Annotated in this window: 12 protein-coding genes; 6 read left to right on the forward strand and 6 right to left on the reverse strand. The window is 59.5% G+C overall.

Features of this window, described 5'->3' with window-relative positions:
- Nucleotides 1–3 precede the first annotated feature (3 nt).
- Nucleotides 4–1,545 (forward strand): sugar ABC transporter ATP-binding protein, encoded by a 1,542-nt coding sequence (locus CRO62_RS06190; RefSeq protein ID WP_097099589.1) that lies wholly within the window; start codon nucleotides 4–6, stop codon nucleotides 1,543–1,545.
- Between the two features lie 54 nt (nucleotides 1,546–1,599).
- On the opposite strand, the gene CRO62_RS06195 is transcribed toward CRO62_RS06190, so the two are convergent.
- Complete coding sequence (locus tag CRO62_RS06195; RefSeq protein WP_097099590.1) at nucleotides 1,600–2,586, reverse strand: GlxA family transcriptional regulator; 987 nt, start codon at nucleotides 2,584–2,586, stop codon at nucleotides 1,600–1,602.
- A 139-nt stretch (nucleotides 2,587–2,725) separates the two neighbouring features.
- Here CRO62_RS06195 and CRO62_RS06200 point away from each other — a divergent pair, with 139 nt between their 5' ends.
- The 5 genes from CRO62_RS06200 (at nucleotide 2,726) to CRO62_RS06220 (ending at nucleotide 8,541) form a co-directional block, all read left to right on the forward strand.
- Nucleotides 2,726–3,976, forward strand: coding sequence for a sarcosine oxidase subunit beta family protein (locus CRO62_RS06200; RefSeq protein ID WP_097099591.1), 1,251 nt, complete (start codon nucleotides 2,726–2,728; stop codon nucleotides 3,974–3,976).
- A 10-nt stretch (nucleotides 3,977–3,986) separates the two neighbouring features.
- Entirely contained in the window at nucleotides 3,987–4,277 is a 291-nt protein-coding gene (locus CRO62_RS06205) for a sarcosine oxidase subunit delta (protein ID WP_003518230.1), read from the forward strand.
- The gene (locus CRO62_RS06210) at nucleotides 4,274–7,198 is read left to right on the forward strand and encodes a sarcosine oxidase subunit alpha family protein (protein WP_097099592.1); all 2,925 of its coding nucleotides are present in this window, start codon (nucleotides 4,274–4,276) and stop codon (nucleotides 7,196–7,198) included. The genes CRO62_RS06205 and CRO62_RS06210 overlap by 4 nt, the downstream gene beginning before the upstream one ends.
- Nucleotides 7,191–7,766, forward strand: a complete 576-nt coding sequence (locus tag CRO62_RS06215) for a sarcosine oxidase subunit gamma (protein WP_097099593.1) — start codon at nucleotides 7,191–7,193, stop codon at nucleotides 7,764–7,766. Before CRO62_RS06210 ends, CRO62_RS06215 begins: the two co-directional genes overlap by 8 nt.
- Nucleotides 7,767–8,022: 256 nt before the next feature.
- Complete coding sequence (locus CRO62_RS06220) at nucleotides 8,023–8,541, forward strand: hypothetical protein (RefSeq protein ID WP_097099594.1); 519 nt, start codon at nucleotides 8,023–8,025, stop codon at nucleotides 8,539–8,541.
- A 165-nt stretch (nucleotides 8,542–8,706) separates the two neighbouring features.
- Here the strand turns inward: CRO62_RS06220 and nadE are convergent, their stop codons facing one another.
- From nadE to CRO62_RS06245, 5 genes are read right to left on the reverse strand one after another with little or no spacing between them, the layout of a single operon-like run.
- Nucleotides 8,707–9,705: an NAD(+) synthase gene (gene nadE / locus CRO62_RS06225; RefSeq protein ID WP_097099595.1), complete on the reverse strand. Its 999-nt coding sequence runs from the start codon at nucleotides 9,703–9,705 to the stop codon at nucleotides 8,707–8,709.
- Nucleotides 9,702–11,234 carry a class I adenylate-forming enzyme family protein gene (locus CRO62_RS06230; protein ID WP_097099596.1) on the reverse strand — a complete coding sequence of 511 codons (1,533 nt, stop codon included), beginning with the start codon at nucleotides 11,232–11,234 and terminating at the stop codon, nucleotides 9,702–9,704. The genes nadE and CRO62_RS06230 overlap by 4 nt, the downstream gene beginning before the upstream one ends.
- A gap of 18 nt (nucleotides 11,235–11,252) precedes the next feature.
- Nucleotides 11,253–11,516 (reverse strand): acyl carrier protein, encoded by a 264-nt coding sequence (locus tag CRO62_RS06235; RefSeq protein ID WP_097099597.1) that lies wholly within the window; start codon nucleotides 11,514–11,516, stop codon nucleotides 11,253–11,255.
- Nucleotides 11,513–13,465 (reverse strand): asparagine synthase (glutamine-hydrolyzing), encoded by a 1,953-nt coding sequence (gene asnB / locus CRO62_RS06240; RefSeq protein ID WP_097099598.1) that lies wholly within the window; start codon nucleotides 13,463–13,465, stop codon nucleotides 11,513–11,515. Before asnB ends, CRO62_RS06235 begins: the two co-directional genes overlap by 4 nt.
- Complete coding sequence (locus tag CRO62_RS06245) at nucleotides 13,465–14,400, reverse strand: hypothetical protein (protein ID WP_323455477.1); 936 nt, start codon at nucleotides 14,398–14,400, stop codon at nucleotides 13,465–13,467. Before CRO62_RS06245 ends, asnB begins: the two co-directional genes overlap by 1 nt.
- Between the last annotated feature and the right edge of the window lie 378 nt (nucleotides 14,401–14,778).

The raw sequence follows: 14,778 nt of genomic DNA on the forward strand, positions 1-14,778 counted from the left end.
ATCATGGACAAGCAACCTGTTTTTCAGGCGCGCAACATCGAGAAAGTGTTTCCCGGCGTTCGGGCGCTCAAGGGCGTCAATCTCTCGCTGGAGCCGGGATCGATCCACGCATTGCTCGGTGAAAATGGCGCCGGAAAATCGACGTTGATCAAGGTCATTACCGGCGTCCACCATCAGAGCAGCGGCCAGATCCTTGTCGATGGGCAGGAAGTGCGCTTCGGCAACCCGCGCGAGGCCATTGCCCGCGGCATCGGTGTCGTCCATCAGGAACGCAACCTCATCCCGCGTTTCTCGATTGCCGAGAATATCCACATGGAAAAGCTCGGGGCGCACTATCTCAAACCCATCGACTACGCCGCGCTGAACCGCGACGCACGCCGCTGGCTGCAGGCTCTCAATCTGGAAGTCGATCCGGCGATGCCGGTATCCGAGCTTTCCGTTGCGCAAATGCAGCTCGTGGAAATTGCCAAGGCGCTTTCCCTGCAAAGCCGGGTTCTTTTGCTCGACGAACCCACGACATCGCTGACCCCGAGCGAAACGGACAACCTCTTCCGCATTCTGCGCCGCCTGCGCGATGATGGCGCAAGCCTCGTCTTCGTCAGCCACAAGCTGGAGGAGGTTCTCGACATTTGCGACCGGGTGACGGTGCTGCGGGATGGCGAAAACGCCTGCGAAAGCCGGTCGATGGAAGGTCTCGGACGCCAGGACCTGGTGCGCCTGATGATTGGCCGTGCCGAAGGCGGCGGTGGCTGGCGCAAACGCGCGGTCGAGCACAATCCGTTGGTGCTTGAACTCAAAGGTGTTTCTACCGCAATCGGCCATCGCGATATCAGTCTTTCCGTGCGCAAGGGTGAAATCGTCGGCCTTTACGGGCTGGTGGGCGCTGGGCGCACCGAATTGGCAAAATCGATCATGGGCAAATTCGCCGTCACGGAAGGCGAAGTCCGGATCGAAGATCGCCCGGCCCGCATCCGCTCCGTTGCCGAAGCCATCCACGAATACGGCGTTGGTTATGTCAGCGAGGACCGCAAGGGTGACGGCCTCATTCTCCAGCATTCCGTTCTCGCCAATGCGGGCGTTCCCATCTGGCGCAAGCTCTCAAACGCATTCGGCGTGCTTTCCGACAGCCGCATCCGTGCGGCGGTCACCCCTTTCCTGCAGAAACTTGAGGTGAAGACGCCGAGCCTAAACCAGACCGTGGGCAATCTTTCCGGTGGCAACCAGCAGAAGATCAGTGTCGCCAAGTGGCTTGCCGCCGACGTCAAGCTGCTGATTGTAGACGAACCTTCTGTTGGCATCGACATCAAGACCAAGGCCTATCTGCATGATCTGCTGCGCGAGCTTGCAGACGGCGGCACCGCCATTCTCGTCATTACCAGCGACATGCCGGAAATGGTGGCACTTGCCGACCGAATCGTCGTCATGGACCGCTATAGAGTTAAAGGCGCGGTCGAAAACAATGGCGTCTATGCCGATATGAGCGAGAGTATCATGGGCTTGATCCATGATGCGGAGCGCGAAACGGCCCTTTCACGTCAGGCATGACGCACGGCCTGCCGAAGTGTCATCGCAAAAACCGCGCGCTGTTCCGGTAGGGCGTCAGGTACCATCGGACGGCTGCTCGAAATCTCTCCCGGCACGACGCCTTCTGCTGGGCGGGACGGCGTATTTCTGGGTGTAGCAACGGGTGAAATGGGCAGCGGTCGAGAACCCTGTCAGCAAGGCCACGTCAACGATCGAAAGCGAGGTCTGCTGCAGCAGCTCATCCGCCTTTGCCAGCCGAAGACCGCGGTAAAAATACATCATGGACTGGTCGAAATGGCTGGAAAACAGGCGGTGGAGCTGGCGAATACTGCTGCCGCACAATTGCGCCAGCTGCTCCGGCGACAGGGGATCCGCAACATGGGTCGTCATGAGTTCAATGGCAGCTTCGAGTACTGGGTGGTGGACGTTGAAACGTTGCCCGGCGCGGCCCAACTGAGGCTCATCGGCCGGTCTCAAACGCGGATGTATGAACCATTCGCTGACATCACGCGCGAAGGCAGAACCATGGTCTTTCGCAATAAAAGCTCCCATCATGTCAATGGCGGCAACGCCGCCCGCGCAAGTGTAGCGATCGCGATCGATGACGTAGAGCGCACGCTCGATCAGGAGATCGCTGGCATATTCACTAAGCGGATCGATGTGGGTCCAGTGAACGGTAAAACGTCTGCCCGTCATCAGACCGGATTTGGCAAGGATCGCCGCGCCGCCGGAAATGCCTCCTAGCTTCACACCCCGCTGGTTGAGCGTACGCAGGTTGCGCACAAGTGCCGGATCTTCATAAAGCATGGGATTTCCGCCCGCGACGATGAAGACCAGATCCAGCTTCTCCGACAAAGCCTGCGAAACGGGCGCGGTGTCGAAACCTCCGCCTGACGTGGATGCGCCAAACCCGCCATTCGCCGAGTAAAACCGGCAATGGTAGAGCGTTTTGCCGGCAAGGTGATTGGCCGCGCGCAGCGGCTCAACCGCCGCAGCCAACGACATCAGCGCATAACCCTCAATGAGTATGAACCCGATCGACATCGAACCTTCGGCGTGCATGACCTGCTCCAAGACAATCCCCAGGGCAGCTTAGCCGACTTGGCCAAATTGGACAATAATGCGTCCGTCACGGATAAAAAAATCGTGCGGTATCGCGCTATAAAATTGTACAACCGCCCTGTTTTCGAGGAACACAGATTTGCGCTATTCGGCTCTCCAGGTTTTCAAACAGGCCCTGACCGGCCACAAGGGCTGGCGCCCTCTGTGGCGGAACCCCGATCCGCAGCCTCATTACGACTTCATCATCGTCGGCGGTGGCGGACATGGGCTTGCAACGGCCTATTATCTAGCCAAAACGTTCTCCAAGTCCCGGATCGCCGTTCTGGAAAAAGGCTGGCTGGGATCGGGAAACATCGGGCGCAACACCACGATCATCCGGTCAAACTATCTGCTGCCCGGAAACGAGCCATTCTACGAGTTTTCGATGAAACTCTGGGAAGGGCTTGAACAGGAGTTCAATTTCAATGCGATGGTAAGCCAGCGCGGCATTGTGAACCTGTTCCACACCGACGCCCAGCGCGACGCCTACCGCCGTCGCGGCAACGCCATGCTGCTGGCCGGTGCGGATGCCCAGTTGCTGGCACAAGACGATCTCCGCGCCATGATCCCGTTTCTCAATTTCGACAATGCACGCTTTCCGATCAAGGGCGGTCTTTACCAGCGCCGCGCTGGAACTGCCCGCCACGATGGCGTTGCCTGGGGTTATGCGCGTGGCGCCGATCTGGCAGGGGTCGATCTTATCCAGAACTGCGAAGTCCAGGGATTTCGCATCGAGGATGGAACGATCAAGGGCGTGGAAACCAGCCGTGGCTACATCGGTGCCGGAAAGGTCGGCGTCGCCGTGGCGGGATCGACCGGCCGTGTTATGGCCATGGCGAGCATGCGTCTGCCGATTGAAAGCCATGTGCTGCAAGCCTTCGTTTCGGAAGGGCTGAAGCCGACCATACCCGGCGTCATAACCTTCGGAGCAGGCCATTTCTACGTCAGCCAGTCCGACAAGGGTGGCCTGGTCTTCGGTGGCGATATCGACGGCTATAATTCCTATGCCCAGCGCGGCAATCTGCCCGTGATCGAAGATGTCGCCGAGGGCGGCATGGCGCTGATGCCGATGATCGGCCGGGCGCGCCTGCTGCGCATCTGGGGCGGCATCATGGATATGTCGATGGACGGTTCACCGATCATCGACCACACGCCGGTGAAGGGCCTCTATCTCAATGCCGGCTGGTGTTACGGCGGCTTCAAGGCGACGCCGGCCAGCGGCTATGCATTCGCGCATCTGCTGGCCACCGATACCCCGCATGATACGGCCAAGGCCTACCGCCTCGACCGGTTTGAAAAGGGCTATGTCATCGACGAAAAGGGCGCCGGTGCCCAACCGAACCTTCACTGAGGCTTGAACAATGCTGATCCCTCACCCACTGCTCGGGCCGCGCGACGCTCAGGAATTCACCTATCTCGGCGATGCCGCCCTGTTGCGTCGCCCGGACGGAATGGCCGAGAGCGCTGCGAAAGACTTCAACGATTATGTCTATCTGCGCGACAATCCCGCCGGCCTGCATCGGGAACTGTGGTTTCACGAACAGGGTGATCGCAGCTGGCTCGTGGTCACGCGAAACACCGTCACCCATGAAATCCTCGGAGCGGAACTCGCAAACGAGGTAGCGCTCCGTCAGAAGGCAGATGAAGCATGAGACTGAAGGACGGCTTGATCGACCGCAGCAAGGTGCTGCATTTCACCTTCGATGGAAAGAATTATCAGGGGCATCCTGGCGACACGCTCGCCTCTGCACTTCTGGCAAACGATGTCCGCCTGATGGGGCGCAGCTTCAAATATCATCGCCCCAGAGGCGTGATCTCTGCCGGCTCAGAAGAGCCGAATGCGCTGGTCGAATTGCGCACAGGATCGCGGCTGGAGCCTAATACCCGCGCCACGACGGTCGAACTGTTCGACGGGCTGGAGGCGAAAAGCCAGAACCGCTGGCCGTCCCTGTCTTTCGATGCCCTTGCGATCAATGACCTGTTTGCCGATTTCCTGACCGCAGGCTTTTACTACAAGACGTTCATGTGGCCGAAGGCGTTCTGGGAAAAGCTCTATGAGCCCGCCATTCGCAAGGCTGCGGGACTTGGAAGCCTGTCGATGAAACCGGACCCCGACAGTTACGACAAGGGGTTCCTTCACTGCGATCTTCTGGTCATCGGCGCCGGAGCGGCCGGTTTGGCTGCTGCCCTGACCGCGGCGCGTGCCGGTGCCAAGGTTATTCTGGCGGACGAGGACAATCGCCTCGGAGGTCGCCTGCTTGCAGAGAGCCACCTGCTCGACGGCGCCCCTGCAACCGACTGGATCGCGACGCTCGAGGCGGAGTTTTCAACCCTGCCGAACCTGCGCGTCATGCGCCGCACCACGGTTTTCGGCTCATTCGACCATGGCATATTCGGTGCGGTCGAGCGGGTTTCCGACCATCTTGCCGCACCCAAGGGCGTACGCCAGTCCCTCTGGCGCATCACTGCAAAGCGCACGATGCTTGCCGCCGGGGCAACAGAGAGGCATATCCCGTTTAAAAATAACGACCGGCCGGGGATCATGCTTGCCGGTTCGCTGCGTGCCTATGCCAACCGCTGGGCTGTCAGTCCGGCAGGCAGGGTCGTAATCTTCACCAATAACGATGACGGCCATCGGACCGCTGTCGACCTGGCTGCGAAAGGCGTCGAGATCGCCGCAGTCATCGATCCGCGCCCTGATGCGCGGGCGCTTGCGGAATACCGCCTGATTGCAGGGGCGACAGTTACCGGCAGCAAAGGCAGGCTGGGGCTGGTTTCCATCGATGTCCGCAAGGGTGGCTATGACGAAACCATCGATTGCGGTGCGCTTGGTATCTCCGGGGGCTGGAACCCCAATGTTCATCTTACCTCGCATCAGCGCGGTCGCCCGTTCTGGGATGACGGGCTACAGGCATTCCTGCCCGGCGACGTACCCTCGCATATGCTCGTTGCGGGGGCGGCGGCCGGTAAAGGCAGCACGGGGGCGGCGTTGATCTCCGGTGCATCCGCTGCCATAACGGCTCTGGAGCAAATAGGGATTGCCGCATCCAGGCCAGCCCTGCCGGAGGCCGAGGATGCGGAAATCGGCATCAAGCCCCTGTGGCATGTGCCGGGGAAAGGGCGAGCCTGGGTCGATTTCCAGAACGATGTCACAGTCAAGGACATCAAGCTCGCCCATCAGGAAAACATGCGGCCCATCGAGCATCTCAAGCGCTGGACGACGCTTGGTATGGCAACTGACCAGGGCAAGACATCCAATGCCACCGCTTTAGCAATCATGTCCGAACTGACGGGCAAATCGATACCGGATACGGGTACGACGATTTTTCGCCCCCCCTATACACCGGTTTCAATGGCGGTACTTGGCGGCGGCGACACCGGCGCACATTTCCGTCCGCGCCGCCTGACACCCAGCCATGCCTGGGCTGAAGCGCATGGCGCTGTTTTCGTCGAAGTCGGTCAATGGATGCGTGCCCAATATTTCCCTCAAGCCGGGGAGACCCATTGGCGGCAATCCGTCGACCGCGAGGTCCTGGCCACCCGAAAAGGCGTCGGCATCTGCGATGTGACGACGCTTGGCAAGGTGGATGTTCAGGGCGCCGATGCGGCTGAATTTCTCGATCGTCTCTACTGCAATGCAATGAAGAGCCTCAAGGTCGGCATGGTCCGTTACGGCCTGATGCTGCGGGAAGACGGCCATGCCTATGATGACGGCACCTGTGCACGTCTGGGTGAGGATCATTATATCGTCACCACGACCACGGCCCAGGCCGGCCCGGTCTATCGTCACATGGAATTCGCCCGCCAATGCCTGTGGCCGGAATTGGATGTGCAATTGATCTCGGCAACGGATGCCTGGGCACAGCTCGCAGTCGCCGGTCCGAACGCCCGCCGCCTTATCGAACGCATTGTCGATGGTTTCGACCTTTCCAAGACAGCCTTTCCCTTCATGGCCTGCGCCGAACTGACGGTTTGCGCGGGATTGCGAGCACGGCTGTTCCGGATCTCGTTTTCAGGGGAACTTGCTTACGAGATTGCAGTCCCCGCCCGCTACGGTAATGCCCTGATGTCCCGGCTGATGGAGATCGGCGCGGATCTTGGAGCCACCGCCTACGGGACGGAAGCGCTTGGTGTCATGCGTATCGAAAAAGGCCATGCTGCCGGAAACGAGTTGAACGGCCAGACGACGGCGCAGATGCTGGGCATGGGCAGGATGGTTTCGGCCAAGAAAGACGCGATTGGTACCGTCATGACTCGCCGCGAAGGGCTTGTCGGCGAAAGCCGGGTGCTCGTCGGCCTGCAGCCGCTTGCGGCAACGGACCCTGTGGTGTCAGGTTCACATCTGTTTACCCGCGGCGCCAGCCAGAATACTGAGACCGATCAAGGCTGGATCACATCCGCCTGCTATTCGCCTAACCTCGGTTTCAGCATCGGTCTTGGTTTCCTTGCCGATGGTGCAAACCGTATCGGAGAGATCATCGTCGCGGCCAACCCCTTGCAGGGACAGTCGGTCGAATTGCGTGTGGTCTCGCCCCATTTCATCGACCCTGAGGGAGAGAGACTCCGTGCCTGATTTGAAGCCGACAACCGCACTCGGCGCGCAAACTTCGCGGCGCGCCCGCCATGGCACGCTGCGACTTGAGGAAAATTCGGGGCTTGCCCTCGCATCGCTCAGCCTGCGCCGCAACGTCAAAGAACCGGTGCCCTTTGACCTCACCTTGCCGGGTCCCGGAAAATGGGTCCAGCAAGGCCCGGTTTCAGCTTTTTGGACGGGGCCGGGCCAATGGCTGATTGAGGCCGCAGACCGGGCCGAAACGGATTTCGCCGCAGAACTCACGAGCCTTTGCCCTTCCTGTTCCGTGACGGAACAGACCGATGGCTTCGTCGCCTTCGAAATCGAGAGCGACGCAGGCGAGGCGCCGATTGTCGCGCTCATGCAGAAGCTGGTGAACCTCGATCCCTCGGCATTCGGGCAAGGGGCCGCCACGCGCACAGGCATGGAACATATGAGCGTTTTCGTCATCCGGCGCGCGCCGGACCGCCTTGCCATCCTCGGCATGCGCTCCGCTGCGGAAACACTGTGGCATGTGATCGAGACTGCGATCCGTCGTCAGGCGGAACTTCTTGGCGCTGCCGCATAAAGCGGGACTGCAACGCGACCAGGCCAGACTGCCGTGAATCGGCCTGGCTAGCGACAAACAGAGTATTTTCATTCCCGCTATGGAAATACCGTCTTCCGCCCCGCTTTCCTTGCGGTTGGATGACGAGTTTTGTTCTGGCGAGCTGGGGAAAAAGCTTCGTGGATATCGACAGGGCGTAAATTATGGTGCTCCAAGGAATGGCAAAGCCTGACGCAATCTCTTCAAACGGACGACAGGCAAATTCTAAGGGACGCCAATGTTTGCATTCACACCTTTCCTTCGCGGCACCGTCGTAATGTCCGTAGCCATTACTGCGCTTCATGCCGGTAGCGCTTTGGCTGCCGAAATCGATCCCGCATTCTATGATGCGGCCCTGTGCAATCCGCCCTATTCGATGACATCGGCGACCGAAATTTATAATGCCGCCGAAAAGCTTGCAAAGGCCGATACATCGTCTTTGGGTGCGGCTATCTACAAGCTTCCGAGCCAGATCGGCCGCGATGGGTTTGAAAGTGACGAAGTCTTCTTCGCCAACGGTGCAGTCGGTGTTTTGATCAAGGGCCAGCGTGCCGATGCTCTGGCAGCGAAATATGATTTGAAACCGGAAACCTCAGACCTGATGGGTACATCGAGCAAGGGTTATGCCCGGCAGCTTCCGCAAGACCAGCAGCCGCCTGAAGGTCTGGCTGGACCGGGAAAAGTCTCGATTGTGGCGCGCGAAGGTGCGGCACTTGGCGACAAGACACTGTTGGCGTGTGAATTCGCAGCGAACTGATGGTGGCGAAGCACTGCCAATCCTAACGCCTTGATTACCAAATGTAGTTGCCGCCCGAATACCCCTTCTACAGCTCTTCTGCTGGCGGGCGCGGCTACATCTTCATATCGAGGTTTGTTTCATACGCCAGCCTGATCGCCCAGGCCGGCGCCGCTCGGAACGATCTCAGGATTTCGCCTGAGCGCCCTCATGGAAATGGATAGGGGCGTGGTGCAGATAATGCGCGACCTTTCGCTTGGCGGCGATATCGGTCCAGACGAACCGGACATTGTCCTCCGTCAACCCGGTCGCCGTGGCGATCTCGGTTGCAGGCATGCCGTGTTCCAGACCGTAGAGGCAGATATCCATCTTGTCGTAGGGAAGCGCGAAATAGAACTCTTCCTGCGTCTGGGGCATGGAATAGGTATCCGTTGTCGGCGGGCGGGAGCGGATTTCCTGCGGGACGCCGAGATGGGCCGCGAGTTGATAGACCTGTGATTTGTAAAGATGGGCGATCGGCTTGATGTCGGCAGCGCCGTCGCCGTTCTTGACGAAGAAGCCCTGGTCATACTCCAGCCGGTTCGGGGTTCCGAGCACCGCGAAGTTCAGGCGGTCGGCGTGATAATATTCAAACTGCTTGCGCGTGCGCTGCTTCATATTCGTTGCCGCAACGATGCCGAGATAGGCTTTTGCGGAGAGACGAACCTTGCGCGTTTCGCCCGATGGCGAACGGACGACCAGCGAGGAAATATTATAGGCGCCGGTGCTCATGGCGTTGTCGAAAACGACCTTGGAGGCCCAGCCCGGCCCGTATTCAGGGACAACCTCGCGGATGAAGCCATCGCGCCTTTCATAACAACCCATGGCGGCAAGCGAAGGGCCGATATCTTCCAGCACGCAGTCCATACCCAGCTTCGTCGCCAAAGCCTGCCCCAAGCGCAGGCTTTCCGGGTCGGAATCGTTTTCCGGCATGAACAAGCCAATAACATTTGCTGCCCCAAGCGCATGGACGGCGAGTGCGGCGCAGACGCTGGAGTCGATGCCGCCGGAAATGCCGAGCACCAGCCCGCGCTTGCGCAGGTTGAAACGAAGCGACTGTCGGATTTTTTCGGCGATACGCTCTACCTCCGCCGCCGCATCAAGTTCAAGCGGCGAGAAAGGCAGGCTCTGTGAATTGTTCGTCATCGATTGTTCTCCGTATCTTGAGCAGCGAGGCGGCGACTGACCTTGCCGGTATCCGTCGTCGGCAGGAAATCGCGAAATTCAACCAGTGTTGGCACCATGTGGGTTTCGAGGTGCAGAGCGCAGTAGCGCATGACGTCTTTTGCGGTGATCGCCTCGCCGGATGCGATCACGATCGCCTTCACCGCCTGACCGAAAACCTCATGCGCAACGCCGACGACCAATGCGTCCGAGACGCCTGGCATGGCTTGCAGAACGGCCTCGACCGCCTGCGGCGCAACCTTTTCGCCACGCGACTTGATGATATCGTCCTTGCGGGCAACGAAGGTGAGATAACCCTCGGCATCGCAGGTAAACAGGTCGCCGGTGTGAAGACGCGTCCGGCCCGTTGCGGCACCAACGCGCAGCGCGCGCGCTGTGGCAGCCTCGTTGCGCCAATAACCACGCATGACGTGCGGCCCGCTGACCACGAGTTCGCCGACCTCTCCGGGCAACAGGCTGTCTCCGTCCTCGTTCACCACCGCGATGGCGGTGCCCGGAATGGCAATGCCGACAGAACCGCGCTTCCTGTCGAGGTCTTCCGGCGGCAGAAAGCTGATACGGGTACACTCCGTCTGGCCATACATGCAAAACAGGTGCACATGCGGCAGAAAGGTCCGCAGCCAGTCGCTATGGGTGGGCGAAAGGGGTGCGGCGGCAGCGGTGACGTAGCGCAGGCTTTCAAACAGCGCCGGCGACAGATCGCGCGTCTGCATCATGATGGACAGCATGGTCGGTACCAGCGCGAAGCCCGTGATCCGCTCGTCGCGGATACGCTCGAAAATCAGATGCGGATAGGCGAACGATTTCTCGATTACCAGCGTGCCACCGACGAAAACGCTGGAAAGCAGCTGGTTCAGGCCATATCCGAACGAAAGCGGCAATACGCCGAGCAGAATATCTTCCGTCCTATTGTCGAGATAGGAGGTAATCGAACGAACGGCCGCATGCATGTTATCATGCGCCAGCATCACGCCCTTTGGCTCGCCCGTGGAGCCCGATGTGTAAATGATCACCGCCAGATCGGTATCCGGCAGGTTTTGCGGCAGCGCGCCTATCGGTTCCTCGAGCATCGCGTCAAAATCGACACCATCGGCCGTTGGGTTCGGCGCACCGCAAACGATGCGCAACAACGGGGAAGAACCGGCCGCATCCGAAACGACCTTCTCCAGCCGGGCCTCGGCAACCACCGCAAAGGGCGTGCAACTGTCCAGAATTTGCGAAAGGCGCGCGGCCTTGGACGATGGGTTGATGGGGCAGGCAACGGCGCCCGCCATCCAGCAACCGAAAACCGCAACCGCCATGCGCCAGCCATTGTCCAGCACAAGGACGACACGGTCTCCCGGGTTCGCGCCTCGCGCTATCAGAGCGGTGGCGAAAGCCTCGCTCATCGTCTTGAGTTCGCCGTAACTCAGGCGCGTCTCACCGGCCACCAGCGCCGTCTTGCCGGCATGGCGCTCCGCACTTCGATGCAGGTAGTGGTCGATACGCAATTGGCGCTTCCCGAAATTTCAGGCGGTCTGCTTGCGACCGATGAAGGCCGCGATGTTGTCGATCGTATCGAGATTGGCCGGTACGATATCGCCATCGGCAACGCGGACGTCGTAGCGTTCCTCGATGAAGCTCACCAATTCGAGAATTCCCGTGGAATCGACCATGTCATTGTCGATCAACGAAAGATCGTCGCCAAACGGCCGGCTTTCGTCACCGAACAGAAAGTTTTCGATGATGAAACCGCGAATTTCGGCTTTCATGCCGGTGCTTTCATTGGTCATTTTGAGCTTCCTTCGATTTTTTGCGATGATATTTTGGAATTCTGGGTCGTGGCAGCGTGCAGAAGCTGGGTCGAGAGAATCCCGACGAAGGCGGCGTTGTCGCGAAAGCCGGTCGCCTGTTTTTGCCGCACCTTTGTCGTCAGCTTTTCCACCGCCTGGGCATTGAACAGGCCGGTGGCCCTGACTTGACCGGTAGAAAGTACGGTGTCGAGATAGCCGGCATCCGCGAAAGCTTCCGCGTCGGGCGCGCGATAGGGCTGCTTGGGTCGGTTTAAGATCGCATCGGGCACCAGCTCGGCTGCAGCCTGTTTGAGGATATATTTTTCCTTCAGACCGCGCAGTTTCGCCTCGGGATGGAGCGCTGCGGCAAAGTCCACCACACGGGGATCGAGGAATGGAAACCGGCCTTCCACTCCATTTGCCATCATGACCCGGTCTCCCTGACTGGACAGAATATAGCCGGGCAAGAGAAATGCTGTCTCGAGGTACTGCGCCTGATGAAGCGGATGCCAGCGGCCGAAATCCTCCGGCAACTGCGCGGCAAGATCGGCCGCAGCGTCGTAGTCGCCAAGCTGCGCTTTCAATTCCGCTGAAAAGAAGATTTTCGCCGCCGCCGTCGAGCGCAAGCGCGGCCGATGGGAAAACAGCGGCTCGTCGGTGGCTTCTGCGCCGAAGGAGAAGAAGCGTGCGAGATAATCCGGCGTCTGCTGTTTCAGCCCCGGAAGGTAGGGATAAAGCCGCTGGAACAGTTTCGGCCGGCGAGCCGATTGCGGCTGGCGGCTGCAAAAGCGCCGTACCCGCGCTTCGCGGAAAATATCGTAGCCGGCGAACAGCTCATCAGCACCTTCACCGGTCAGCACCACCTTCATGCCCCGTTCGCGAACGTGCCGCGAGAGCAGGTAAAGCGGCACCGGCGCTGTGCGAAGAATGGGCGTCTGCACGTGCTCCATGACCTCAGGCATGTATTGCGCTATGTCCGCAGTTGAGCACTCCGTGGTTTCGGATGCGACGCCAAGATGCTGGCTCATTGTTTTCTGCCAGATACTTTCGTCGTGCTCCGCACTTTCGAAGGCCAGCGAAAATGTGCGCAGGCCTCGGCTGACGCATTCGGCAGCCAGGGCAGAAACGAGGGAGGAATCGAGCCCGCCGGACAGATAGGAGCCGACAGGCACATCGGCGCGAAGCCTGATCCGCGTTGCGTCGGCCAGCAGCGCCGTCAGCTCTTCCACCTGCGCGCCAAGGCTTGCCGGCGGCGCCAGGTCATGGCCGTCAGGATAGGAAAGTTGCCACCAGCGCCGTACCGTGGACGCGCCATCGCGCAGGATCATCAGATGACCGGGCGGCAATTCATGAATGCCGCGAAAGGCGGTGCGCGGCGGCAACGGGAACCAGAAGGTGAATATCTGATCCAGCGCCACCGGATCGATCTCGGCCGTCATTCCCGGCAACGCCAGAAGCGCCCCGATCTCGGATGCGAAATAAAACGTACCTTCATGCCACGTATAATAAAGCGGCCGGACACCCATCCGGTCACGCGCAAGCACCAGCGTGTCGTTGCGGGCGTCGTGCAGGGCGAAGGCAAAATCGCCGTTGAATTCGTTGAGGCAATCCAGCCCCTTGTCGCGATAGTCATGCAGGATGACTTCGGTGTCGGAGTGGGTGCGGAAATGGTGGCCGCGTGCGGACAGCGTTTCGCGCAGTTCGACGTGATTGAAGATTTCGCCGTTGAAGGAAATGGCAAGATCGTCTTCGACGGTGCGCATCGGCTGCGCGCCATCGGCAATGCCCACAATCGCCAGCCGTGCGTGGGCAAGGCCGACATCGCCGCGCAGCAGGGCTCCATGCGCATCTGGACCACGATGCTTAAGGCGCGACGCCATCAGCGCAAGGCGCTCGTTTGCGCGCTCGGCCGGCATGTCGTGTCGGTAAAATCCGGCAATTCCGCACATTACTTGACCGCCTGACCAAAGCTGTCACCGATGAGGCGCGTCCAGCTTTCACCGCAAAAGCCGTTGAAAAATGCCGTTCCATCCGTCGCTGCCTTGAGGAGGTCCGCATTGCGCGAATGCACGATGGTGGATGACGCATGCAGAAACGTGCATTTCTTGCCGAGCATCGCCCGGAGCAGTGCTGGCTGGGTGCGGCCTCTGATGGCCGCGAGACCACGATCATAGGCATTGCGGATCAGCCGGTCGATCACGATCTGCTCCTGCCCGGGCACGGCCATGATCTGCAGCGTCCGGCCGATGCCCGTTGGATTGCCGTGGTAAAGAAAAAGCCCCACCGCCCTGCCGCCGCGGGCCCTCACAATCCGCTGGACTGGTTCGCCGTGCAGACGTTTGCGTTTGGCGTGTTGGAGCATGTGCAACAGGCTTTCCTCGGTCCAAACGGGATGGAGCGGAAAGTGGCCGACGAGTTCCCGTGCCAGGCGCGCGAATTCGGCATCGCTCGCGTCTTCGTCGGTAAAGCTGTCTACCTTGTCCGGATGTGATGCGTAATAGGATAATGCTCGCCCATGGCCACGCGCGGAAATGGTGCGGTCGATGATCTTGCTGAACGGCGTCAGCGCGCGGAAAGTGCTGGAAAAACGGTCAGCGGCTATTTCCAGCCCGAATGAAGCCGGGCGTAAAATCCGCAGCCAATCGAGACTGTAGGAGGCGAGCAGCTGGCCGCGCATCGTCTTCCACATATCGGCGGAAACGTCGTTGATCGTCTCCCCGAATGTCAGCTCCTGAGGTCCACCCAAAACTTCGCGCAGCAAACGCGCTCCGGCAAAGGGATCGGTCTCACGGTCTTCAGCGACAAAGGAAGAGCAGACAGCGGCCTGTATGTTCCGGCCATTAAGTTCCATTGCCACTGGCAAAACGCCCAGAAATCCAGACACGCGCCCATCGTCGCGCACATAGACCTTGGAGTGGATATCCGGATTTATGTTTGAATTTTCGAGAAAGACAGCGCGTAAATATGAGGTCAGATCATCTGTCGCGGCCCCATCTTTCTTCCGCAAAAAACGGTGAAACATGTCAGCCACGGACACGAGATCGTCCGCAATAAATGAGCGTATTTCAGACATACTCGCCGCTTCTTGCCGGATAGATATTTAATCGAAAGTAATTATCATTCCTATTCTGCCGCAGGCGTATTAATCAGAAGTTATGTGCCGGCGTTTTTTCGCGTGATTGTGGCGTTTTGCAAAGAATTTGACGGGTAATTTCAACCCTAGAGCGCGTCCGGTTTCAACTGAATTCGGTGGACGCGCTCT

The sequence above is a fragment of the Rhizobium sp. AN6A genome (assembly GCF_900215635.1).
GTDB classification, from domain to species: Bacteria; Pseudomonadota; Alphaproteobacteria; order Rhizobiales; family Rhizobiaceae; genus Agrobacterium; species Agrobacterium tumefaciens.

Excerpts from the sequence above, each read along its gene's own strand:
- CRO62_RS06190 (WP_097099589.1), top strand. The coding sequence starts at position 4 with ATGGACAAGCAACCTGTTTTTCAGGCGCGCAACATCGAGAAAGTGTTT.
- CRO62_RS06195 (WP_097099590.1), bottom strand. The coding sequence starts at position 2,586 with ATGCACGCCGAAGGTTCGATGTCGATCGGGTTCATACTCATTGAGGGT.
- CRO62_RS06205 (WP_003518230.1), top strand. The coding sequence starts at position 3,987 with ATGCTGATCCCTCACCCACTGCTCGGGCCGCGCGACGCTCAGGAATTC.
- CRO62_RS06210 (WP_097099592.1), top strand. The coding sequence starts at position 4,274 with ATGAGACTGAAGGACGGCTTGATCGACCGCAGCAAGGTGCTGCATTTC.
- CRO62_RS06220 (WP_097099594.1), top strand. The coding sequence starts at position 8,023 with ATGTTTGCATTCACACCTTTCCTTCGCGGCACCGTCGTAATGTCCGTA.
- nadE (WP_097099595.1), bottom strand. The coding sequence starts at position 9,705 with ATGACGAACAATTCACAGAGCCTGCCTTTCTCGCCGCTTGAACTTGAT.
- CRO62_RS06235 (WP_097099597.1), bottom strand. The coding sequence starts at position 11,516 with ATGACCAATGAAAGCACCGGCATGAAAGCCGAAATTCGCGGTTTCATC.
- asnB (WP_097099598.1), bottom strand. The coding sequence starts at position 13,465 with ATGTGCGGAATTGCCGGATTTTACCGACACGACATGCCGGCCGAGCGC.